Origin of the sequence: Eisenbergiella tayi (genome assembly GCF_001881565.1) — a bacterium.
GTDB classification, from domain to species: Bacteria; Bacillota; Clostridia; order Lachnospirales; family Lachnospiraceae; genus Eisenbergiella; species Eisenbergiella tayi.
On the sequence record NZ_MPDJ01000001.1, the window covers coordinates 714953 to 736976 of the forward strand.

Below are 22024 nucleotides of genomic sequence, written 5' to 3' on the forward strand. Positions count from 1 at the left end.
AGCTTCCTTCAGATTCCACCTCGCGATGGACACCCTTGCTTTCGGCTATATCCTTCCCACTACCGGGCGGATTCCGGACTTGCACCGGTTAGAAACGTGCGCCGCCGGGCGCACTGCCAGAAAATGCCCGCGGAAGGGAATTCCTTCCGCGGGCATTTTCTGGCAGATATATCTTTCACATCTGATACAACGCCGTCATAATCGGCATGGTAATGATACACAGCAATGTTGTAAGTACATTAATCGCACTGGCATAATCCGCATCGCGTCCATAGATCTGTGCCATCTGTGTAATCGTGGATGCAGACGGCGTAATACAGGCTATCAGGGTAATCAAAAGTATATTCTTCCCTCCGTCCGCCCATGCCGCCATTCCGCTGTATTTTAAAAAGAGCAGAATAAGAAGTGGACAGATCACAAGCCGCAGCAGGGTAACGAACCAGATCCTTCCCCGTGACAAAACCCTGGCAAAATCGGTTTCCGCAATCAGCATCCCTGTCACCAGCATAGCCAGCGGCCCCACCATGCTTCCCACCGTATCTACCGCGTCCTGTACAGGCTCAGGGAAATGAATCCCTGTAAGCAGTAATAATATTCCTGCAAATATGGCAATCATATTATTATTCAGAAAGATTTTCTTTAAATCCGGTTTCTTTTCTCCGCATAAAGTAACTTTGCCATGGCTCCATATCAGAGTCATCTGTACTGCCAGAAAAGCACTCGCGTATATCACCCATTCCGCTCCCAGCATCGCGGAAACAAGAGGTATCACCAGGTTCCCTGCATTGGAGTATATAATGGAAACCTTTTCCACTGCATCCATGCGGAATACGTTTCCAACTGCAGAGACAAAAAGAATCAGGCCAACATTAATAATAACGGCTGCTGCCAGCGCCAGAAGCAGCCCTTTTCCGATCTCTTCTGTAAAATTCACCTGAAATGCCGCCAGAATCACACATGGTACGATTAGATGAATCGAAAGCGCGGAAATCACTCTGCTGTCACTCTCTTTTAAAATCCTGCATTTTACCAGCAATATCCCCATGCTCATAATCAAAAATAGCGCTATGATTTTCTTTATTAATATAACTACTATCATAAGTATCTCCGCGGCCCTTTTATTTCATCTCCGTTATTATTCCCACTGATTTACAGATCCCCAAACAGGCATTTGGACACTTTCATAAAATCTTTATCCCTTTTTGCCAGTATAGCCTTATCTCTGCCATTACTGTAATCATAAAATCCTTTTCCTGACTTCACTCCGAAGTTTCCGTTCCCGTATAGTTCCTTAAGCATATCGTGAACTTCTCCGACATTGCTTATGTCCTTAAAAAGGTAGGATGCGATATTATAAAAAGTATCCAGTCCTCCCAGATCCGCTATTTCAAACGGCCCCAGACATGCGTACCGTAATCCCAGGCCATATTTGAAAACCTTATCGATATCTTCCTTCTTTGCAACACCGGCTTCCACAAGGCTCATGGCCTCCCTCAATATGGCGAACTGAAAACGGTTAACCAGAAAACCAGGAACCTCCTTCTGCAGCCTGACCGGATAACGATGGATATCACAGGCGATATCGTAAACAATATCCGCTGTTTCCTGTTTTGTCTTTTCTCCCTTAACCACTTCCACCAAAGGACAGATATGCGGAGGATTCAGCCAATGCATACCGCAGAAACGTTCCGGTTTTTCTATTGCTTCTGCAATTTCCGTAAGGGAAAGCCCGGACGTATTACTTGTCAAAACTGCTGTTTCTGGGACTATATCTGATATTTCCTTCCAAAATCCATGCTTGATTTCCATTTTTTCAATTATGGCTTCTATGACAAAATCAGCCTTTTGAAAGCATTCCTTATTGCCGGAAAATGTAATCCGCCTCCTGATCCCGGCTGCTTTTTCCTCGTCCAGCTCTCCCGCTTCCATAGCTGCCGCCTGGTTAACAGAAATAAGGCTGCTGCTTTTTTCCAGCGCTTCTTCACTGATATCATATAATATCACATTATACTCATGAGCTGCAAACAGCTGTGCAATGGAAGATCCCATAATGCCTGCTCCTGCAATCACTACATTATTAATATCATGTACCATATTTAATCCTCCGTCAGCGGCAGCTTTACAAGTGCGGTTCCATCCACTACCATGATACCATCCTGATTTGTGACCACTGTTCTTAATTCTGCCTTACCCTTTTCCATAAGCTCTGTAATTTCCACCTTTGCCGTAATGGTATCCCCTAGGTAAACAGGCTTCAGGAATCTGGCCTCCTGTTTCATGTAAATAGTACCCGGCCCCGGCATTTTACCTGCAATAACCGTGGATAAAAAAGAAACTGTCAGCATTCCATGTACGATTCTCCTGCCAAATGGCATGTTCTTTGCCTGCTCTGCATTTACATGCAGCGGATTGAAATCTCCCGTAATACCCGCAAACCCATATACATCACATTCCGCTATTGTTTTGGAAAAACTTGCGCTTTGACCTATTTCATATTTCATTTCAATACCCCACATTTGCCTTTCCCTTTAAATGCAGCATCTGCCTGGCTTCATCACTGTCCGCGATTTCAAAATCAAGCGATTCCAGTATATTTCTTATTTTCTTGACCTGCTGCGCATTACTTTCTGCCAGTTCACCCGCTGGGTTAATATACAGACCGTCTTCCATTCCCACGCGTACGTTTCCCCCGTTCAAAGCACTCAGGGTTTCGAGCTTAAACATCTTCCTTCCCACCCCCACACTGCTGTATTGAATATCATTGCCCAGCATTTTTTTAGCCTGTTCTATCATAAACATCAGCGTTTCGTTGTTGGCAGGCATACCGCCCTGTACCCCCGGAACAAACTGGATATATACCGGCTGGGTTATAATTCCCTGTTTTTTTAATATCTTCAGATTATTCAGCTGTCCGTAGTCAAATACTTCATACTCAGGCAGGGTGCCGCAGTCATTCATAGTACGGATGCAATATTCCATATCACGGAATGAATTGCGGAAGACGTTATCCCAGGTTCTTTCCACATATTCCCGTTCCCAGTCATAAACAGTCTCATCTACATCAACCAGAAGCCTGTTATAGCAGAAATTCATGGAACCGGCATTTGCGGAAGCCATTTCCGGGCGGAACTTTTCGATGACGGAAAACCGCTCTTCCACACTCATACCGTTGGCGCCTCCTGTTGTAATTCCAATCACCGCATCACATTCCCTGGCAATCGACGAAAGAATATAACGGAATATACCATGATCTGTCGTGGGTTTTCCATCCTTATCTCTGGCATGGATATGTATGACAGCCGCTCCCGCCTTATGTGCTTCCAGAGCGCTTTGAATTATTTCATCCGGATTTTTAGGCAAATGAGCCGAAAGGCTGGGCACATGCGTCGCTCCGGTAATTGCTGCGCTGATAATAACCTTTTTATCTTTTATATACATATTCTTTCCCTCTCTTCCAAATCAGCCGCCCTCATTATGGCCAGAGATTCCGCCGCCCGATCCGGATCAATACGGCAGTCAATTTCAAGGCTCACGGCGCCCTGATATCCGGCCTTAATAAGGTTTTGTATTCTTTCCTGATGGACCCGGGCTCTTTCCGGTTTCAAATAAGATCTTTTATCCGGCCCTCCGTCATCATCCGATATATGAACATGGCTTATGTACGGCATAAAATCCTTCATATCCAAATCAGCTTCTCCGACATACTCCATATTGTAAAAGTCTGCTATTATACCTGTTTTATTCTGTTTCATTTCATCAATAATTGATACTGCCTCCGGCATAAAATTGATAAAATTACAAAAGCAAGGCGCTAATGGCTCCAGACAAATTTCAATATCAAACACTGCAAATTCTTCTGCCGTAATTTCCAAAAATTCCTGCAGCTGCCTCCTTGCGGTCATCCTGGGATATCCCTTCGGAAGATTTCTCGACTGCGGCGAGCCGATTCCCACCATGGAAGCGCCAAGGGCTTCCGCCCTGCCTGCACATAATTTTGCATACTTTTTTATACTGCCCATATCAAACCCCGGTCCCGCCATTTTTAAAGCGGGAGGGCAGTACCCGTTAATTCCCAGTACCTTCAACTGAAGGCTTTCCAGCTTTTTACACAGTGCGGCATATTCACCGTCAGACAGGGAAACCAAATATTTCCCCATAAACTCTGCATAGTCATATCCAATACCCTTTACAGCATCCAAATCCTGTGGATCTAATAAAGCACAGCCAAATTTCATGATATTTCCCCCGCCTTTTGCCTGAAAAACCTCCTTTACCCTGTCCGGCAAAGGAGGTTCTGCACTATAAAGGATTAACCTTCATACTTTACCTGATTATTCACTACACTTTCATCCAGCTCCCAGCCCAGCTTTTCATATTTCTCACGACGGGCATTTTTATCATTGAACAGTTCTCTGTGGGCATATTTGGCCACATCTTTTGCAATCTTTCTGGGAACTGCAATAACACCATCACCATCTGCAACAATGATATCTCCCGGGCATATTACCACCCCTCCGATAGAAACAGGAATATCTTTGGCATCATACCGAATCCTGACCTGATCCATTTTCTGTGATACAAAATAGCTCCATACAGGGATTTCTTCTTTTATTACTTCATCGGTATCACGAATTCCCCCGCCATTCATGACAAATCCCCGCGCACCTTTGATTTTGGCTCCCAGTGCATTTTCCGACCCCATAAGACCGGCATCAACCCCGGAAACATCAATAGCCAAGAAATGTCCGTCCTCTATTTCATCAAACCAGGGATAAATACATACATTGCCATAGTACCAGTTAGACCACTTCGTATATTCATCGCCTGTAACCATAGGATCCGGCCCTTCATAGGGCATATATCTGGCAGTTTTTGCAATTCCTACCGCTTTCGTACGATACAGCGGCCTGATTTTGTAATCCAGAGTTCCATAATGATGGTATCCTGCCCAATCCATCCCGTCTCTGACATCTGCCACACGCAGTGGCTCAAAAAGTTCCAGTAATTCCTTGTCTTCGTTATTCATAATGTCCTCCTGATTAGTTTATATAATTAATTTTGATTTGCATCCAATATACTGTTGGCTTCTTTCATAAATGCCCCAGCCGCAGCCGCAGAATCTTCCTGTCCATATCTCACTTTATCTGCAGCCGTCTGATATGCTGTTGCAATTTCACTGGCTCCTTTTGCTGCAGGTGTTGCCGTTTCACACAAAGGCATAAGTGCAAGAGCAAAATCAATTGCCTTCTGATTGGGTTCATCCAGTAAGGGTTTGATAAATTCAGCCATATCTGAATTGGCGGGAACACCCTGATCCATCTTAAAGAGTTCCATAGACTGTTCTGTATTTACGAAGAAATTAATCAGTTTCGCGGCCGCAATCTGGTGCGCTTCATCAATATTGGAAGATATGGCAAAATGGGCGCCTTCCAGATATTCTGCCCTGGTGCCGTCTGCAGCAGTGGGAATCCTGATTGCTGTAATATTGTTATCCGGCATGGCATCCGCATATAAATATAACTGATTAATAGGAACATTATGTATTACCATTTTCCCTAATGAGAACAGTCTCTGTTCCAAAGCCAGGGATCCATCCTCTGAGGCTGTCGCCGCGTCCGGAATCGCACCTTCATCCCTGAATGTATTCCACATATCAAGGAAATCAATCATTGTCTGTTCCTCAAATCCCAGCCGTCCGTCTTCCGTATAATTATCCCCGCCTGCCTCTCTTGCTGCCCAGCGGAAGCAATTGATATCAGCAGAACTGTCTCCTGCAAAATAGATACCTTTACCGGCGGCGGCTTCTGAAAACTTCTTCGCTTCTTCCCCGAACTGATCCCATGTCCAATCCTCATCGTATGCCGGAAGGGTCACCCCATACTGCTCAGCCAGTTCATTATTCACAAGATAGCAGGTAAAGCTCACTCCCATGGAAACCATATAAAGAGTATCCTGATATTTGCCGCTGTCTATGATTGCGTCTGAAAACTTCGACAGATCAATCGTACCATTATCTACAAGAGGCTGAATATCCAGCAGGGCTCCTCTGAGAGCATAGTCCGCAGCATACTGCGGATGCATGCCGAATACATCAGGTGCATTTCCTCCCGCAACCTGTGTAGACATTTTAGTCCAGTAATCCGACCAGGACATAGGTTCTCTCATGACCTTGATGTCGGGATTGGCTTCCTCAAATCTGTCGCATATTTCATTGTACATATCGTTTCTCTTGGTATCACCCCACCAGGTAAAACGAATTTCCACTTTTTGTCCGTCTGTCTGAGCGCTTTCCCCGGCCGGAGACTCTGATGTCTGTTCTCCTTCCGTCTTACTTTCAGCAGCAGGAGCTGAACCTTCTGCGGGTTTGCTCCCCCCGCACCCGATGGACGAAAAAGCCATTACAGCCGCCAACATCACTGTCAGCAATTTTTTGTGTCTCATACTTTAAAACCTCCCTAAATTTTATAGAACCGTATTCATAAGTGATCTGTCTTTCCGATCACACGGTTTCAACTATAGCAGCATCTTGTCCGCTTCGTCGAATCAACCTTTGATACTTCCTGCTGTAATACCATCCACCAGATAATTCTGGAAAAATACAAACATAAAAAACAACGGAAGCAAAGATAAGGTTGACATGGCAAACAACGCTCCCCAGGAACTGTTTCCGGTGGCATCCACAAACTGGCGCAGCGCCAGAGCTACCGTAAATTTATCAATCCCTGTAATATAAAGCATCTGGGAAAAGAAATCATTCCAGGTCCAGATAAAAGTAAATATCATAGTGGTAACAATAGCAGGCACGGATAACGGTACCGTAATGCGGATAAACCGCTGCCATTGTCCGCAGCCGTCACAAATGGCTGCTTCATCAATTTCTTTCGGCAGGCCTCTCATATACTGTGTCATCAGAAAGACAAAGAAACCTTCCGTAGCCAGGAACTTGGGGATAATTAAAGGCAAGTATGTATTAATCCATCCCAGCTTGTTATACATGATGTACTGCGGAATCAGCTTTACATGCATGGGCAGCATTAATGTCCCCATCATCAGCGCAAACCAGAGGCCTTTTAAAGGAAACCTGATTTTAGCAAATGCATTTGCCGCCATCAGACAAGAGGTCAAATTACCAACCATTGCCGCAATAACGATTATAAAAGAATTGATATAAAATCTTGTAAACGTAACACCTGACAATCCCTGCCATCCCTGCATATAATTATCCAGCCGAAAAGACTTCGGGAAAAAATCAGTTCCCTGGAAGATTTCCAGCGTATCCTTAAAGGATGCACTTATCATCCACAGCAGCGGATATAACATAAGCACCGCAAATAAAATAATTAACGTATGATAAAGGACAGTCCCTATTTTTCTTTTCATTTTCATTTTCTCCTATCAATCATCGTAAAACACCCAGAATTTGGCAAATAAGAACATAAGCCCCGTAACTGCCGCAATAATAACGAGCAATATCCATGCCATCGCGGATGCATATCCCATCTGGAAATGGTTAAACGCTTTTATATAAAGATATAATGAATAGAAAAGAGTGGAATCAAGCGGTCCTCCCGTTCCATTGCTGATAATATAAGCGGAATTGAATGACTGGAACGCATTGATTACCTGCATGACAATATTAAAAAATACCATAGGGGTGAGCAGAGGCAGCGTGATTTTGAAAAACTGTGCCACCCTCCCCGCTCCATCCAGGGTAGCCGCCTCATAATAATCCTCAGGAATCTGTTTTAAGGATGCCAGAAAAATTACCATTGATGCACCGAACTGCCAGACCGCAAGAACAATCAAAGTATTTAATGCAGAGGAAGGCGTCGCTATCCAGTTTTTTCCTTCTACCCCAAAGGCTGCAAGTATCTGATTAAATACTCCCTCTTTATTAAAAAGCTGTCTCCACAAAATAGAAACCGCTACCGAACCGCCAAACAAAGACGGCAGATAGTACATAGCCCGGTATACTTTCACTCCCCGCCTGTTCTTTTTCAGCATCAGCGCAATCAGAAGCGCAAAAGCCAACTGCAAAGGCACACTGACAATAACATATTTAAAAGTAACTTTTAAACTGTTAATAAATCTTGCATCTTCAAACAACGACACATAATTTTTTATTCCCACAGGTATGGCCGGCGTCAGCATATCATATTGTGTAAATGAAAAAAACAGTGATGCCACCATTGGTATCAGGGTAAGGCAAAAGAACCCGATTAACCATGGAAGTAAAAATAAATATCCTGCGATCCCTTCCTTAACATTCTTTTTCAACTAAAACGCTCCTCTCTTTTATAACTCAAATGTAATATCTGCCCCTTTTCTAATAAAAACAGGAATTTTATCCAGCGGCGCATTAACCTCAGCCCTGGTTGTACCCCTGTATTCCGATTTGTCTGAGGCATGTATCCAAATATCATCTCCCGGAAAATATACTACCTTTTTCCTCTGCCCTTCTTCGGTAACCGGTGCCACAAGAATATCCTTTCCGAACAGATATTCATCCTTCACTTCCCAGCATGCCGGATCATACGGATACTCAAGGAATAAGGCCCTCATAAGCGGTATCCCTTTTATATGCGCCGCCTCCGTCAGGCTTACCAGATACTCTTTCAGCTGCTGTCGCAGCAATACGTATTTTTTCAGAATCGTGTAAATTTCATCTCCATAGCTGAATATTTCATTAGCCTGTCCGCTTGTAAACTGTCTGACTCCATTCCGGAATTCCTCCTCCAGCTTTTCAAAGGGCTGCCTGGCTCCATGCATTCTCAATACCGGAGTAAAAACCGCCCATTCGAACCAGCGGATCAACAGTTCCCGGAATGTCGGGCTTTCGGAATACCCTCCCAGGAAACCGCCGACATCTGTTGTCCACCACGCAATTCCGGCAATCCCCATATTGATTCCTGCCTGCACCTGCTCTCTCAGGGCCCGAAAAGAAGAATGGATATCTCCAGACCAGACAAGCGTTCCGTATTTCTGGCTCCCTGCCCAGGCACAACGGATCAGATTCATGATCTGCCGCTGCCCTGCAGCCTTCATGCCATCCCAGAAAGTCCTTGCATATTGTACCGGATAAAAATTACTCACCTCCAGGGCCGGTCCTTCCTGATACCTGAAAAGATCATAATCATACGGACTGAATTCAGGTTCGGCCTCATCCAGCCAGAACATGCGAATTCCCTTCTCATAATAATTTTGTCTGCAAAGATCCCATACAAATTCCCTGGCTTCTGCTGAAAACGGATCCCAAAACCTGGCTTCTCCCATCCAGTTCATGTGTATCTGAAGTCCCCGGTCATTTTTTACGAGGAATCCCCGATCCTCCATCTCCTTTTTATCCCCCGCGGCGGCATCTACCGTTGGCCATACGGAAACCATTACCTTAATCCCATATTTTTTCAGTTGCTTCACCATGCCCACGGGATCCGGCCAATCCTCAGGTTCAAAACGGAATTCGCCCTGCTTCGTCCAATGAAAAAAATCAATAACCAGAACATCCAGGGGTATATTACGTTTTTTATAATTATCTGCGATCTCCAGAACCTCCTTCTGGTTTTTGTAACGCAGCTTCGACTGCCATAATCCCAGAACACAAGACGGCATCATCGGAGAACGGCCAACAGCCTGTGTATACTGTTCCAGTATTTCACTCGGTGTTTCCGCCGCTGTAATATAATAATCCATCTTTGCCGTACGTTCCGCCGTCCATTCCGTTCGGTTATTGCCAAAAATCACTTTTCCGATTGCCGGATTATTCCAAAGGAAACCATATCCCCTGCTGGAAAGGTAAAAAGGAACACTGCACTGTGTATTTTTCTGTTCCAGATCAAGAATCTCCCCCTTTTTATTCAGATTCGTTTCCTGATATTGTCCCATACCGAATATTTTTTCATCTTCATATGCTTCGAACCTTACGGTCAGCCGATATTCTCCGGCTCCCTGGACAGCCTTTAACTCCCTCGCCGCCGTATCCTGCGGCACCGCATAGCGTTCCAGCCGATTCCTGTTTCTCCAATACTCTTCCAGAAGTACTTTACCTGTGTCATCTCTGAAGCATATCCATCCTTCGGGATTGATTTCGGCCTTTATTTTTCCGTTTTTAATAGTTCCTCTTTGGGATGCCTGTCCCTTCTCCTCCCAGCATGCCTTTAACTCACAATCCTGAACTGTTATTTCCGGTTCCATATCTGGAACAGCCTCTGTTAATGCCCAGTTTCTGTTATCCGTGCTTCCCACAGGCAGCATAATTACGCGAAGGGAATTAATTCCCCATGGAATAATCTCCAACTGCATACCGTCCATTAACAGACAAAGCTTTTTGCTCTCACCCCAAATACGCATAAATGCCTCCTGAAAAATATACAAAAAAAAAACAGTGCCGCGACGTTTCATTAAAACAATGTGAAACCCTACACAAGCACTGTTCATACTTTCTTAGTGAATAGTGTCTGGTTTTGTTTCTTTTGTTCTGCTTCATGTAGAGAATATACACAAATACCAGCACTCATTCCACTCATTTTTTGTCCGTTTTAATTTATTTTTTGCTTTTTAAACTTTTTTTGTATTGGCTTGGAGTCACTCCCCTGTGCTTTTTGAAGATACGATTAAAGCACTGGATGCTTTTGAAACCTGTAGTATATGAGATATCTGTAATGCACATATCGGTGGTCTGCAGCAATTCCTCCGCCTCCCTTAACCGTATCGAATTTACATAGTCCAGAAAATTAAGATTTGTCTTCTTTTTAATATATTTGGAACAATACGCTGTACTAAATCCCAGATAATCCGCCACCATAGTCAGCGTAATATCTTTATGCAGATTATTTTCCATGAATTGCTGCATTTTAAATATATTTTCCGTATTTTCTACGGTCTTTGCAGGAATATACTGCTTAATCGTATTTTTATTACATAAAATTTCAATTGTCAGTTCGGAAGCTTTTATTCCTGAATAGCATTCATTCAGCTGTCCATATTGGGCGCTGATCAATTCATTTAATATAAACTTCATCTTATCGGTTGCCTTAATAAGCAGTGTATTCCTGTAAATTTCAGTCAGTCTGTCTTTTTGATCCAGATAACTTAGTATATTTTTCAGATAAACCTTAGCAACCCAAATTACAGATTCCGGTTCTGTCCTCATATACGCATGCATTACATTGGAACTTACGATCATAAGCTGCCCTGATTTCACACAATATAAAGTGCCGCCCACATCGATCTCCAGCTTTCCTTTATCCACAAAAATGAATTCCATCTCATTATGCCAATGATTACAGATGGCGAAACCATGTGTCACAACACTTCCATAGATATTATCTTCCACCAGCATCCTGATTATAGTACAAGTATCACCCATTTTTTTCCTCCTTTGCATGTATTCCCCCTGAAGACAATTTTATTGTAGGGGAATTTACTGTTTTTTTCAACTTATTTAACTGTATGTCCTGCGTATATGCCGGAATCTCTCCCGTCCAACACCCAGCATTCTCCAGCCGGAAGTCTGCCTCCCTCTGCGGTTTCCTCCCTCAGTGTACTTCGGCATCCTGCGAAGACACTTTCTCCCTCTGCCAAAAACGCTGTTTTTTCATCACATATAACAAAAAATAGAAATAACATGACAAAAAAAAGACAGATTTTTCTGTCTCACGCCATTACACTTTCTTTATAACCATAAATTAAGCAGGAGGGATAGAATTATGTTCACATTTTCAACAGAAAACATAGGAAGAATCGTTATCATTCATTTATCGAAAGGAGAAGATATTCTTCTGTCCGTCAAGAAAGAGCTGGAACGTCTGCATCTTAAAAACGGTATATTAGTATCGGCTATCGGATCACTGCGATGTGCCGGGGTTCATGCCATTACTACACTGGAAGATTTGCCTACAAATAAATATTTTACCTATGCAAGCCCCATTGAACTGGGAAGTGCGCAGGGCCTGATTATTGATGGCGAACCGCATTTCCACCTGACTATTTCTGATGCGGACAGAGTATATACAGGGCATATGGAGCCGGGCTGTGAAGTCCAGTATCTGGCAGAACTTGCCATACTCGAGCTTCCTGAACTTCCTCTGATACGGAAGTCGGATGAATTCGGTATATCTTATCTGACCTTTTCCGATGAAACGTTAGAATAAAAGCACTATCATACAGGAGAAATATTATGATGACAGGACAAGAATACCTGGAAAGCATACGGAACATGAAAATGCATATTTTCTGCATGGGGGAGGAGCTGGAAACTGCCGTGGGGCATCCGATTTTACAGCCATCACTCAATTCCGTACGAATGACCTATGACCTCGCGCAGGATCCGGAATACAGGGAATTGATGACGGCGTCCTCCCACCTTACCGGCAGAACTATCAACCGTTTCACTAATCTTCATCAGAGCTGCCAGGATCTGATAAATAAAGTAAAAATGCAGCGTATTCTCGGACAGAAAACAGCTTCTTGTTTCCAGCGCTGCGTAGGCATGGATGCCATGAATGCCGTATACAGCACTGCTTACGATATTGATAAAAAATGTGGAACCGATTATTTCCGGCGTTTTAAGAATTTTGTTATCCATTGTCAGGACAAGGATTTGACTGTGGACGGCGCTATGACAGATCCGAAAGGTGATCGTAGCCTCTCCCCTCATTTACAGCAGGATCCGGATTTATATCTCCGTGTCGTGGAACGGCGTTCCGATGGTGTAGTAGTACGGGGAGCCAAAGTACATCAGACAGGGATATGCAATTCTCATGAAGTATTGGTCATGCCGACCATTTCCTTAGGAGAGGATGATAAAGACTATGCAATATCCTTTGCGGTTCCCACAGATACCGAAGGCATTACCATGATTATCGGCAGGCAAAGCTGTGATACCAGGAAGCTGGAATGCTCCTGCCTGGATGTAGGAAACTGTAAATTCGGCGGTGTGGAAGCATTGACCATATTCAACGACGTTTTTGTTCCCAATGAACGGATTTTTATGAATGGTGAAACGCAATATGCAGGCTTGTTGGTTGAACGCTTTGCCGGCTATCACCGACAGAGCTATGGTGGGTGCAAGGTTGGTGTAGGAGATGTATTAATCGGTGCATCTGCGCTTGCCGCCGAATCCAACGGAGCAGAAAAAGCTTCTCATATAAAGGATAAGCTTATTGAAATGACGCACTTAAATGAAACCCTTTATGCCTGCGGTATAGCCTGTTCCTGTGAAGGGTACCAGACTCCCAGCGGAATCTATGATATCAACACCCTTTTGGCAAATGTCTGCAAACAGAATGTTACCCGTTTTCCTTACGAAATCGCCAGACTGGCTCAGGATATCGCCGGAGGCCTTATGGTAACTGCGCCTTCGGAAAAGGATCTGAGCAATCCTGCCACCGGTCCGTTCATTGAAAAGTATCTGGCCGCTTCTTCCTCTTTTTCCATAAGAGACAGGCTTAAAATATTCCGGCTTATAGAAAATATGACCATGGGTGCATCCGCTGTAGGCTATCTGACGGAATCCATGCATGGGGCCGGAAGCCCCCAGGCTCAGAGAATTATGATTTCCCGTCAGGGTAGTCTGGAAAAAAAGAAAACTATGGCAAAGGCACTTTTGGATATCCAATAAAAAAGTATCCTGACAGCAGCACAGAAGAAAACTCTGTCACACTGTCAGGATACCTTCTAAGCCGTAATATCCTCCAGCTTCCCTTCAAACTCCGTCATATCCGTTTCCGTCTCAAAAAATTCTTCTTCCGGATATTCTTTTCCTTTATCATCCGTCCATTCCGCCTGAACGCCGTTAAGCAGCGCTGCCTGGTTCTGGCCGGTTCCCGATACCGGAAGGCCATGGATTCCCAGGGCTGCCGCTGCGATCAGCACCGCGGATCCCATGCCGAGCAATCCTAATTTTTTGTTCATAAAAAACCCCTTTCCGGATAACGCCGTCGGTTCCATTAAAAAATTTCCCCACAGCATTATTTTACCCGGAAAAGGGTTATTCTAACAGCAAAGCACGGTAATGAATGTGTAAAATTTTTAAACTACATACCTTTTATCGCAATAATAAGAGCACCGATCAGAATACAGAAATCAGAAATATTAAATACAATCGCTCTTAAAGGCTCCCATTTTACCCCGAAGCTGAAATAGTCCACCACATATTTCCTTTTCAGCCGGTCATAGGTATTGCTGAACGCTCCTCCTAACAGCAGGCTCAGACCGGCTTTCAGCCATCCGTTTCCATGCCTGGTCAATGTAAAAAGAAAAACCAGAGCGAGCACCGCCGTCAGAATAAGGGAAAGCCCTGCAACCACATTGCTTTTTTTCTCACCCAGATTCATGCAGGCGCCTTTGTTATGATACTTCCGCAGCAGAATACGTCCCTTACATATTTCCTTCTCTTCTCCTGCATTCCGCTTATTTTCCACATAATTCTTAATTCCCAGCTCACCTGCAAAAATAAGTGCGACAATACACAGATATCCCATTTTTTCTCCTTATATGCATCTGAAAAAGCTTTCTCTTTAAAGTACCCCGGCCGTATCTCACAGCCTCCGCTTATTGTGCCGGCAGTCCCGCAATCCAGTTAAACACGCCTTCCATGTCGAGCCGGCCATATCCCCACTGCCTGTTGGGATATGAGTAAGCAGAATCTCTGCCTGCTCCCCGCAGGAAATAATTTCTTAGTGCCACACCTCCCACATAAGGGGAATTATGCTCCACCACAGCCCACTGCATAAACTGCGCCGCCGCCCCGGCTGCCAGCGCCGCCGAAAGGGAAGTCCCCGTAGAGGTTCCCACCACAGCTTTCCCCTGAACGGTGCCGGAAACGATTGAGATATCTACACCGGGAGCCGCTATATCAGGTTTTATCCCCCCTTCGGAGGAAAATCCCTGGCCGGAATTAATATAAAAGCTGTTATTCCTGCTGTTATAAGCGGACACGGTGACAGGAGGCTGTGCAAAACCCGGCGCAGTAATAGTAGTTTCCGGGGTAGGCTGTAAAAATTCCACCCTTCCGTCCACAAATTGTCTGAGAGGAAGCCACATATCAACATTTCCGGGTCCGTCTCCGCCTTCCCGTGTGATGATCACTGTCCACAGTCCCGGGCTGGGCGCCTCAAAACGCATTACCGCCACTTCATTGCCCGATTCCGATTCAATCGTCTGGTAATCCAGCAGCACCTTTGTCTTTTCATATACAAAGGTATACTGCACACTCTGTCCGAGCCTTCCGCTGACAGGAGGAACCATCTCTCCGCCGGGAGAACGCACGGTCACCGAATAAAAATCAGGAATCCGTCCCCAAAGCTCCAGAAGAAATCCTCTTGTATTCTCACTCACCATCATTTCCACCCGGATAGACTGTCCCGCATCGATATGGCCGCTGAAATGATGGGCGGAATTTCCTTCATTCCCGGCTGCCACAATAACCGCCTGGTTTATTTCCGAACCCACGGAAGAAATATACTGGGACAGCGATGAACTTCCGCTGTGCTCACCGAAGCTGCTTCCCACTCCCAGGCAGATAACCGATGGTTTTTCAAAGGGAATCCGATACGAAGATATATATTTAATCCCCAGCATGATATCATTTGTTTCATAGGCAGGCACATCATCCGGTGTCATATAATAATCCCGCAAAAACTGTTTCGCCTGCTTCAGCTTCACTACGACAATATCCGCATCCGGAGCCGCCCCCAGGAAATCCAGGCCTCCGTTCAGGGCGCTTCCCGCCGCAGCGGAAGCCATTGCCGTCCCATGACCTATCTCATCAACCGAAGGCACCAATTCCAGCGGATCCTCCGCCTGAAGAGCCTCGTTTATCTGCTCTCTCGTATATTCGCTTCCATAAAAATAGCCATCCGGGGGCGTGCCCGTCTGCACACTTTGATCCCAGATGGCCAAAATCCTGGTACTTCCATCCGCTCTCCTGAAAACCGGATTCCGATAGTCGATACCCGTATCCACAAATCCCAACACCACATCTCTGCCGGTCAAAGACAACGGTTCTCTCTGAATCAATGTTATTCCGCTTTTTACAAGGGGCTGGATGTCAAAATTACGATCCAGGGCCTCCGGGGCAAAGGGCTGCATCAGGCCATACAGCCTGGGTATATACCGGTAATAATAACTGGATACCTCCAGGGGTGGAAGAACAGCCCTGCTGTAGTAAATAGACAGAAATCTTTCATTCACGGGAATATAACAGAAAACATCGTCATTTCCCTCGACTCTCCCCTGAGGGAGGATAAAATAATTTATCAGATCAATATAATCCTCTGATAATATTTTTTCCTTGCATGTCATATGTCAAGCTCTCCATAACCCTTTGTATCAGTATATGGCGCTTTTCCCAACCCATTCATGTTTTCGAATGGGTTTACCTATTCATATTTTTGAATGGGTTTACCCACTCATGTTTTCGAATGGGTTTGCTTCCGGCTTTCTGTTATTCAGCCGCCCCGGCCTGCTTATCCGTAATGGCATACCCGGCTCCTCTTATCTGGATAGCCGGTCCGCCGGTGCCTTCAATATAATCCTTCGTAATCGTTACCCTGCCGATGTTATCATCCTTGGGAATTTCATACATAATATCCAGCATAAAATCTTCTATGATGGCACGAAGCGCTCTCGCTCCCGTATCCTTTTTGGTAGCCTTGTCGGCAATGGCCTCCAGAGCCTCGTCATCAAACTGCAGATCCACTTCATCCAGTGACAGCAGCTTCTGATACTGTTTCAGAATGGCATTTCTGGGCTCCTTCAGGATCCTCACCAGCATTTCCTTGGTCAGCCCCTGCAGAGTGCAGATGATGGGCAGCCTTCCCAGGAACTCCGGTATCATACCGAAATTACGCAGATCCTCCACAATCACCTTAGATAAGATATCCGGATCCTTGTCGTATTTATCCTTCAATTCCCCGTTAAAGCCTATTGCCGTCTGCTTGGTAAGCCTCTGCTTGATGATTTCCTCCAAATCCGGGAAGGCACCTCCGCAGATAAACAGGATATTCCTGGTATTGACCGTTGCCAGAGGAACCATGGCGTTCTTGCTGCTTGCGCCCACAGGCACCTCCACTTCCGATCCCTCCAGAAGCTTCAGCATTCCCTGCTGTACGGATTCACCGCTCACATCTCTGGATGTGGTATTCTTTTTCTTGGCTATCTTATCTATCTCATCGATAAATATAATGCCCCTCTCCGCCTTCTCCACATCATTGTCGGCAGCAGCCAGCAGCTTGGATACAACACTTTCGATATCGTCACCGATATAACCGGCTTCCGTAAGGGAGGTGGCATCGGCAATGGCAAGCGGCACATCGAGAAGTCTGGCCAGCGTCTTCACCAGATAAGTCTTGCCGGAACCGGTCGGCCCTATCATCAGAATATTGGATTTCTCAATTTCGATGTCATCCATCGTGTTGGTAACCACTCTTTTATAATGATTATAAACCGCAACAGAAATGATTTTCTTCGCCTGCTCCTGGCCTATCACGTACTCATCCAGGCTCGCTTTGATCTTATGAGGAGCCGGTATATCACGAATATTGAAAACGGGATCCGCTTCCTTCTCTTTTTCTTTTTCTTTTTTCTTTTTAATTTTCTGCTTGTTGGGAATTCCATCGTTTCCCTGCAGGTCAGCCAGATTCACAAAGCTGATATTGGGATATTTTCCATCCTTATTCATATTGTTCAGCATATTCATCAGCTCAGGATTATTCAGCATCCCCTGATAATCATACTGGCTTACGGCATCCATCGTCCTGTGCATACAATCATCACAGACACAGATGTTATTGGGAAGATGGTACATCTTCCCCGCCTTGCTTTCCGGACGGCGGCAGATGAAGCACACATCCTCGTATTCCTTTTTCTCTTCCTTCTTTTCCGAAGTGTCCTGATCCTTAACTTCTTCCAGTCCCTCTTCCTTCTGGTCGTCTTCTTCTCTATTATCAAAATCGCTCATTTGGCAATCCTCCGTTTTTCTGTTCAACCCTGCCGACCCGTACACCATGGCACTGCGGGCAGCCGTTGTCGTTTACTTAACACTTATTTAATTATAAATCACAACCTATTGCCACACAAGTTAACTTTCTATAAACAAACTAAACTAAATAATATGAATTACAGCTTCCCTCTGCCCTGTGCTCCGTGCCTTCTGCCGTTCGGCCTGCCCGCTGCAAAATCCGATACACAGAAGGGCCGGAACAGGTATCCTGCGATACCCCTTCCGGCCCGTATAAGCCTGCAGTTATTACTGTATTAATTTCTTCCGGTATTTTCCATCGCCTCCTGGGAGGTAAGGGTTATGGAAACCTTCTGTTCCTTGTATCCTTCTGTCGGATTGCCGCGCATAACCGTAAGTTCCACGGTATCACCCACTGCATAATACTGCATTGCATTGGTGAGGTCATCTTGTGTGGTAACTGTTGCACCTGCGAAACCGGTAATGATGTCACCCTTTACCAGGCCCGCATTGTCCGCGCCGGTTCCGGCATAAACCTGGGCCACATAGATACCCTCCGGCATTCCATAGGCGTCGCCCATGGCCTTGGTTACATTGATGCAGGAAATTCCCAGAAATCCTCTGTTTCCTTCATCCACTTTTTCCTTGGTTTCCTGGTTCATAAGTTCCTCAATAATAGGCTGGGCGGATGAAATCGGGATGGCATATCCCATACCTTCCACGGTGCTGCCGCCTATTTTGTTGGAATTGATGCCGATTACCTGCCCCTTGATATCAAGGAGGGCGCCGCCGGAGTTACCGGGGTTAATCGCTGCATCGGTCTGAATCAGCGCATTGCTGGTTCCTGTTTCACTAACCTCCAGCGTACGGTTCAGGGCGCTGACCACGCCTGTCGTTACCGACTGTCCGTAGCCAAGGGCATTCCCGATTGCGATAACCGGTTCTCCTACCTTCAGCGTATCGGAATCTCCCATAGTGGCGATGGCAATGCTGTCTTTGGTGGAATCCTTCACATCAGAAAGCTTTACTGCAATCACAGCCAGATCCATGGAAGGACTGGTGCCTTTAATCTGCGCCTCAACTACTTCATCATCTATAAACTTTACAGATATCTTATTGGAATCTGCAACCACATGATTATTGGTAACAACCAAAAGCTCGTTGTCATTTTCCCCGATAATAATACCGCTGCCTGCAGCCTCCTGCTCCTGCTGCATGTTCTGCCCCCAGAAATCGGTTCCGGATATGATCATCTGGTTGGTTATGGAAACAATAGAGGGCATGGTGTTTTCCACCACCTCTGTCACATCCGTCACAACTGCGCTTGAGGTTCCCTGGGTTACCGTGGACCTGATTCCGGACTCGCTTTCTGCCGCCCCGGCCTGCATTTCCTGCTGCTGCTCCTGTGCGGCTTCTCCCGTTGTCTGTGCGATCTGCCTGGTATCCTTATCTGTACCCAGCGAATTCACTGCCAGAAAGCTGACACCGGCGCATATGCCGAAGAATACACCGCATACCACTACGGCTATCACTTTTTTCCACAAAGGATTCATGGGCTTGCCAGGTTTCTTTTCTTTCTTTTTCTTTCCATGAGTCCCGTTATTTCCAACCGTGCCGTAATCATTTTCGGAAAAACGGCTTCCATATTGGTAATGTCCCTGATTGGACTGGTAGCTGCCATAGCCGCTGTAATTTCCGTTAGGCTGTCCGTTTGGTCCGCCCTGATAACCGGTATTCTGATATCCGCCGTTCTGGTAGCCTCCGGCCTGATAGGTTCCCTGAGGGCCATTGCCGTATGCTCCCTGGCCGGCATTCCCGTAGCCTGAGGTATATGGCTCCCTGGGGCCGCTCTGGCCGCTTCCCGGATTCACTCCGGAATAGCTCCCTGTAGCTTTTCCCGCCGCCTGTCCGTTATTATTATCTGTATGAGCAGCAACACTGCCGCCCGGGACAGCCTGCGAATTATTTTGTTCATAGGAATTGTCGTTTGAAAAATTATTTTCATCAAACATATCGCTTACCTCTTTTCTCCTTGAGCTATATTTCTGTTTCCCTTTCCTTTTATCTGTTTACAGTATATACATGAATTGTGTTCTTTCTGTGATAAATTTATAGAAAATGTGTTAAAAACCATAAAAAATTACCGGAGAACGCCATTTTATGCCTTTCTCCGGTAAATTATATTTTTTGTTTTTTTAAATCTCTTTTATTCCACCGTCACGGATTTTGCCAGGTTTCTCGGCTTATCCACATCACAGCCCTTCCCCACAGCCACATAATAGCTGAACAGCTGGAGCGGGATAATCGCCAGGGAATTGGTAAAGAACGGATTCGTCTGGGGAATGTAAATGACATAATCCGACGCCTTTTCAATTTCCCTGTTTCCTTCACAGGTAACGGCCAGGACAAAGGCCCCTCTTGATTTCACTTCCACCATATTGCTTATTGTCTTTTTATAAAGCGCCGGCTGGGTGGAAACCGATGCCACCAATGTCCCCTCTTCTATCAGGGATATCGTGCCATGCTTCAATTCTCCCGCCGCGTAAGCCTCCGAATGGATATAAGAAATCTCCTTCAGCTTCAGGGAGCCTTCCATGGAGATGGCATAATCGATTCCCCTTCCTATAAAGAAAACATCTTTTGCGGCTATATAACGGTTGGCGAACCGCTGAATCCGGTTTTTATTATTGAGAAGGAGTTCTATCTGATCCGGAAGACGGGCCAGATCCCCCAGCATATCACTGAATTCCGTCTCCGTTACCGTATGCTTTACCCTTGCAAATTTCATGGCAAGCAGATAGAGGGCAATGAGCTGCGCGCTGTAGGCTTTGGTAGTGGCAACCGCAATTTCCGGGCCCGCCCAGGTGTACATCACATTATCCGATTCCCTGGCGATGGAGCTTCCCACTACATTTACGATACCCAGCACTTTGAAGCCTCTTTTCTTGGACTCACGAAGCGCGGCAAGGGTATCCGCAGTCTCTCCGGACTGGCTGATTACCACCACCATGGCACCATCCTCCAGAATGGGGTTCCTGTAACGGAATTCGGAAGCCAGATCTACCTCCACAGGAATGCGTGCCAGGCCCTCCAGCACATATTTCCCCGTCACTCCTGCATGATATGCGGATCCGCAGGCCACTATATGGATTTTCTTGATGGAAAGAAGCTCCGCATCACTCATTCCCAGCTCTTCTATCACAATATCATTTCCCTTGATTCTGGGGCTGAGGGTATCCGCAACCGTTTTGGGCTGCTCATACATTTCCTTCAGCATAAAATGCTCATAGCCGGCCTTTTCCGCGGCTTCCGCATCCCAATCAATGGTGACTGCCTCCTTCTCCACTTCTTCCTCATCCACGTTATAAACATGAAGGCTGTCGGGAGTCAGGCGGACGATTTCCTGGTTTTCAATATAGGTTACGGTTCTTGTATATTTCAGGATTGCAGGGACATCGGAAGCGATGAAGCAGCCTTCTCCGTTCTGCCCGACGATGAGGGGGCTGTCTTTTCTTACCGCAAACAGCTCTCCGGGAAAATCAGCGAACAGGATTCCCAGGGCGTAGGAGCCTTCCACACGGTGAAGTACCTTGGTAATGGCTACCATGGGATCCTCATTATAGTAATAATCCAGCATATGGGCGAGCACTTCCGTATCCGTTTCCGAAACAAACTGATACCCTCTGCTCTCCAGCTTCTTTTTCAGAGGGAGATAATTCTCTATAATTCCGTTATGTACAACGGCAATAGTACCCTTCGTATTAAAATGGGGATGGGAATTCACATCGCTGGGCGCTCCATGAGTTGCCCACCGGGTATGGCCGATTCCAAGCATTCCCGGCATAGTTGCTCCGTCATGTGTCAGTTCCTGCAGAACCTTCAGTCTTCCCACGGATTTGGTGATATTGATTTTCTCACCATCAAAAATTGCCATTCCCGCCGAATCATATCCGCGATATTCCAGCTTGGAAAGTCCGTCCAGGACGATAGGTGCCGCCTGATTTTTACCGATGTAGCCTACTATTCCACACATACTTACCTCCGATCAAGTTCAATTTCAGGTTA

19 protein-coding genes are annotated in these 22024 nt (G+C 45.7%); 2 read left to right on the forward strand and 17 right to left on the reverse strand.

Annotated elements, in window-relative coordinates; genetic code table 11:
* Window positions 1–175 precede the first annotated feature (175 nt).
* From BLA28_RS02920 to BLA28_RS02970, 11 genes are all read right to left on the reverse strand, one after another.
* Entirely contained in the window at window positions 176–1099 is a 924-nt protein-coding gene (locus BLA28_RS02920) for an AEC family transporter (protein ID WP_069155943.1), read from the reverse strand.
* A 50-nt stretch (window positions 1100–1149) separates the two neighbouring features.
* Window positions 1150–2094 carry a 3-hydroxyacyl-CoA dehydrogenase family protein gene (locus tag BLA28_RS02925; RefSeq protein ID WP_069155944.1) on the reverse strand — a complete coding sequence of 315 codons (945 nt, stop codon included), beginning with the start codon at window positions 2092–2094 and terminating at the stop codon, window positions 1150–1152.
* Between the two features lie 2 nt (window positions 2095–2096).
* The gene (locus BLA28_RS02930; protein WP_069155945.1) at window positions 2097–2516 is read right to left on the reverse strand and encodes a MaoC family dehydratase; all 420 of its coding nucleotides are present in this window, start codon (window positions 2514–2516) and stop codon (window positions 2097–2099) included.
* Window positions 2503–3438: a BKACE family enzyme gene (locus BLA28_RS02935; RefSeq protein ID WP_069155946.1), complete on the reverse strand. Its 936-nt coding sequence runs from the start codon at window positions 3436–3438 to the stop codon at window positions 2503–2505. Before BLA28_RS02935 ends, BLA28_RS02930 begins: the two co-directional genes overlap by 14 nt.
* Window positions 3429–4235 (reverse strand): sugar phosphate isomerase/epimerase family protein, encoded by an 807-nt coding sequence (locus tag BLA28_RS02940; protein WP_141702862.1) that lies wholly within the window; start codon window positions 4233–4235, stop codon window positions 3429–3431. Before BLA28_RS02940 ends, BLA28_RS02935 begins: the two co-directional genes overlap by 10 nt.
* Window positions 4236–4309: 74 nt before the next feature.
* Window positions 4310–5026 carry an RraA family protein gene (locus tag BLA28_RS02945; protein ID WP_044965144.1) on the reverse strand — a complete coding sequence of 239 codons (717 nt, stop codon included), beginning with the start codon at window positions 5024–5026 and terminating at the stop codon, window positions 4310–4312.
* A gap of 26 nt (window positions 5027–5052) precedes the next feature.
* Entirely contained in the window at window positions 5053–6441 is a 1389-nt protein-coding gene (locus BLA28_RS02950; protein WP_069155948.1) for an ABC transporter substrate-binding protein, read from the reverse strand.
* 102 nt (window positions 6442–6543) lie between these two features.
* Window positions 6544–7380, reverse strand: coding sequence for a carbohydrate ABC transporter permease (locus BLA28_RS02955; RefSeq protein WP_207648272.1), 837 nt, complete (start codon window positions 7378–7380; stop codon window positions 6544–6546).
* A gap of 15 nt (window positions 7381–7395) precedes the next feature.
* Window positions 7396–8277, reverse strand: coding sequence for a carbohydrate ABC transporter permease (locus BLA28_RS02960; RefSeq protein WP_044965147.1), 882 nt, complete (start codon window positions 8275–8277; stop codon window positions 7396–7398).
* An 18-nt stretch (window positions 8278–8295) separates the two neighbouring features.
* A complete protein-coding gene (locus BLA28_RS02965) occupies window positions 8296–10347 on the reverse strand; it encodes a glycoside hydrolase family 31 protein (protein ID WP_069155949.1) in 2052 nt (683 codons plus the stop codon).
* Window positions 10348–10540: 193 nt separating this feature from the next.
* A complete protein-coding gene (locus tag BLA28_RS02970; RefSeq protein WP_044965151.1) occupies window positions 10541–11365 on the reverse strand; it encodes a helix-turn-helix domain-containing protein in 825 nt (274 codons plus the stop codon).
* Window positions 11366–11705: 340 nt separating this feature from the next.
* Here BLA28_RS02970 and BLA28_RS02980 point away from each other — a divergent pair, with 340 nt between their 5' ends.
* Both BLA28_RS02980 and BLA28_RS02985 read left to right on the forward strand, forming a co-directional pair.
* Entirely contained in the window at window positions 11706–12149 is a 444-nt protein-coding gene (locus BLA28_RS02980; protein ID WP_069155951.1) for a PCC domain-containing protein, read from the forward strand.
* A 26-nt stretch (window positions 12150–12175) separates the two neighbouring features.
* Complete coding sequence (locus BLA28_RS02985) at window positions 12176–13618, forward strand: 4-hydroxyphenylacetate 3-hydroxylase family protein (RefSeq protein WP_069155952.1); 1443 nt, start codon at window positions 12176–12178, stop codon at window positions 13616–13618.
* Window positions 13619–13674: 56 nt separating this feature from the next.
* Here the strand turns inward: BLA28_RS02985 and BLA28_RS02990 are convergent, their stop codons facing one another.
* From BLA28_RS02990 to glmS, 6 genes are all read right to left on the reverse strand, one after another.
* The gene (locus BLA28_RS02990) at window positions 13675–13911 is read right to left on the reverse strand and encodes a hypothetical protein (RefSeq protein ID WP_071698878.1); all 237 of its coding nucleotides are present in this window, start codon (window positions 13909–13911) and stop codon (window positions 13675–13677) included.
* Between the two features lie 122 nt (window positions 13912–14033).
* Window positions 14034–14480 carry a signal peptidase II gene (locus BLA28_RS02995; protein ID WP_069155954.1) on the reverse strand — a complete coding sequence of 149 codons (447 nt, stop codon included), beginning with the start codon at window positions 14478–14480 and terminating at the stop codon, window positions 14034–14036.
* Window positions 14481–14550: 70 nt separating this feature from the next.
* Window positions 14551–16302 carry a S8 family peptidase gene (locus tag BLA28_RS03000; RefSeq protein WP_069155955.1) on the reverse strand — a complete coding sequence of 584 codons (1752 nt, stop codon included), beginning with the start codon at window positions 16300–16302 and terminating at the stop codon, window positions 14551–14553.
* A 142-nt stretch (window positions 16303–16444) separates the two neighbouring features.
* Complete coding sequence (gene clpX, locus BLA28_RS03005; protein WP_069155956.1) at window positions 16445–17959, reverse strand: ATP-dependent Clp protease ATP-binding subunit ClpX; 1515 nt, start codon at window positions 17957–17959, stop codon at window positions 16445–16447.
* A 296-nt stretch (window positions 17960–18255) separates the two neighbouring features.
* Window positions 18256–19971 (reverse strand): S1C family serine protease, encoded by a 1716-nt coding sequence (locus BLA28_RS03010; protein ID WP_071698879.1) that lies wholly within the window; start codon window positions 19969–19971, stop codon window positions 18256–18258.
* A gap of 194 nt (window positions 19972–20165) precedes the next feature.
* Window positions 20166–21992, reverse strand: coding sequence for a glutamine--fructose-6-phosphate transaminase (isomerizing) (glmS, locus tag BLA28_RS03015; RefSeq protein WP_044965165.1), 1827 nt, complete (start codon window positions 21990–21992; stop codon window positions 20166–20168).
* Window positions 21993–22024 lie beyond the last annotated feature (32 nt).

Bases quoted from the DNA above. Each gene is read 5' to 3' on its own strand.
- BLA28_RS02920 (WP_069155943.1), bottom strand. From the start codon at position 1,099: ATGATAGTAGTTATATTAATAAAGAAAATCATAGCGCTATTTTTGATT.
- BLA28_RS02925 (WP_069155944.1), bottom strand. From the start codon at position 2,094: ATGGTACATGATATTAATAATGTAGTGATTGCAGGAGCAGGCATTATG.
- BLA28_RS02930 (WP_069155945.1), bottom strand. From the start codon at position 2,516: ATGTGGGGTATTGAAATGAAATATGAAATAGGTCAAAGCGCAAGTTTT.
- BLA28_RS02935 (WP_069155946.1), bottom strand. From the start codon at position 3,438: ATGTATATAAAAGATAAAAAGGTTATTATCAGCGCAGCAATTACCGGA.
- BLA28_RS02940 (WP_141702862.1), bottom strand. From the start codon at position 4,235: ATGAAATTTGGCTGTGCTTTATTAGATCCACAGGATTTGGATGCTGTA.
- BLA28_RS02945 (WP_044965144.1), bottom strand. From the start codon at position 5,026: ATGAATAACGAAGACAAGGAATTACTGGAACTTTTTGAGCCACTGCGT.
- BLA28_RS02950 (WP_069155948.1), bottom strand. From the start codon at position 6,441: ATGAGACACAAAAAATTGCTGACAGTGATGTTGGCGGCTGTAATGGCT.
- BLA28_RS02955 (WP_207648272.1), bottom strand. From the start codon at position 7,380: ATGAAAAGAAAAATAGGGACTGTCCTTTATCATACGTTAATTATTTTA.
- BLA28_RS02965 (WP_069155949.1), bottom strand. From the start codon at position 10,347: ATGCGTATTTGGGGTGAGAGCAAAAAGCTTTGTCTGTTAATGGACGGT.
- BLA28_RS02970 (WP_044965151.1), bottom strand. From the start codon at position 11,365: ATGGGTGATACTTGTACTATAATCAGGATGCTGGTGGAAGATAATATC.
- BLA28_RS02980 (WP_069155951.1), top strand. From the start codon at position 11,706: ATGTTCACATTTTCAACAGAAAACATAGGAAGAATCGTTATCATTCAT.
- BLA28_RS02985 (WP_069155952.1), top strand. From the start codon at position 12,176: ATGATGACAGGACAAGAATACCTGGAAAGCATACGGAACATGAAAATG.
- BLA28_RS02990 (WP_071698878.1), bottom strand. From the start codon at position 13,911: ATGAACAAAAAATTAGGATTGCTCGGCATGGGATCCGCGGTGCTGATC.
- BLA28_RS02995 (WP_069155954.1), bottom strand. From the start codon at position 14,480: ATGGGATATCTGTGTATTGTCGCACTTATTTTTGCAGGTGAGCTGGGA.
- BLA28_RS03000 (WP_069155955.1), bottom strand. From the start codon at position 16,302: ATGACATGCAAGGAAAAAATATTATCAGAGGATTATATTGATCTGATA.
- clpX (WP_069155956.1), bottom strand. From the start codon at position 17,959: ATGAGCGATTTTGATAATAGAGAAGAAGACGACCAGAAGGAAGAGGGA.
- BLA28_RS03010 (WP_071698879.1), bottom strand. From the start codon at position 19,971: ATGTTTGATGAAAATAATTTTTCAAACGACAATTCCTATGAACAAAAT.
- glmS (WP_044965165.1), bottom strand. From the start codon at position 21,992: ATGTGTGGAATAGTAGGCTACATCGGTAAAAATCAGGCGGCACCTATC.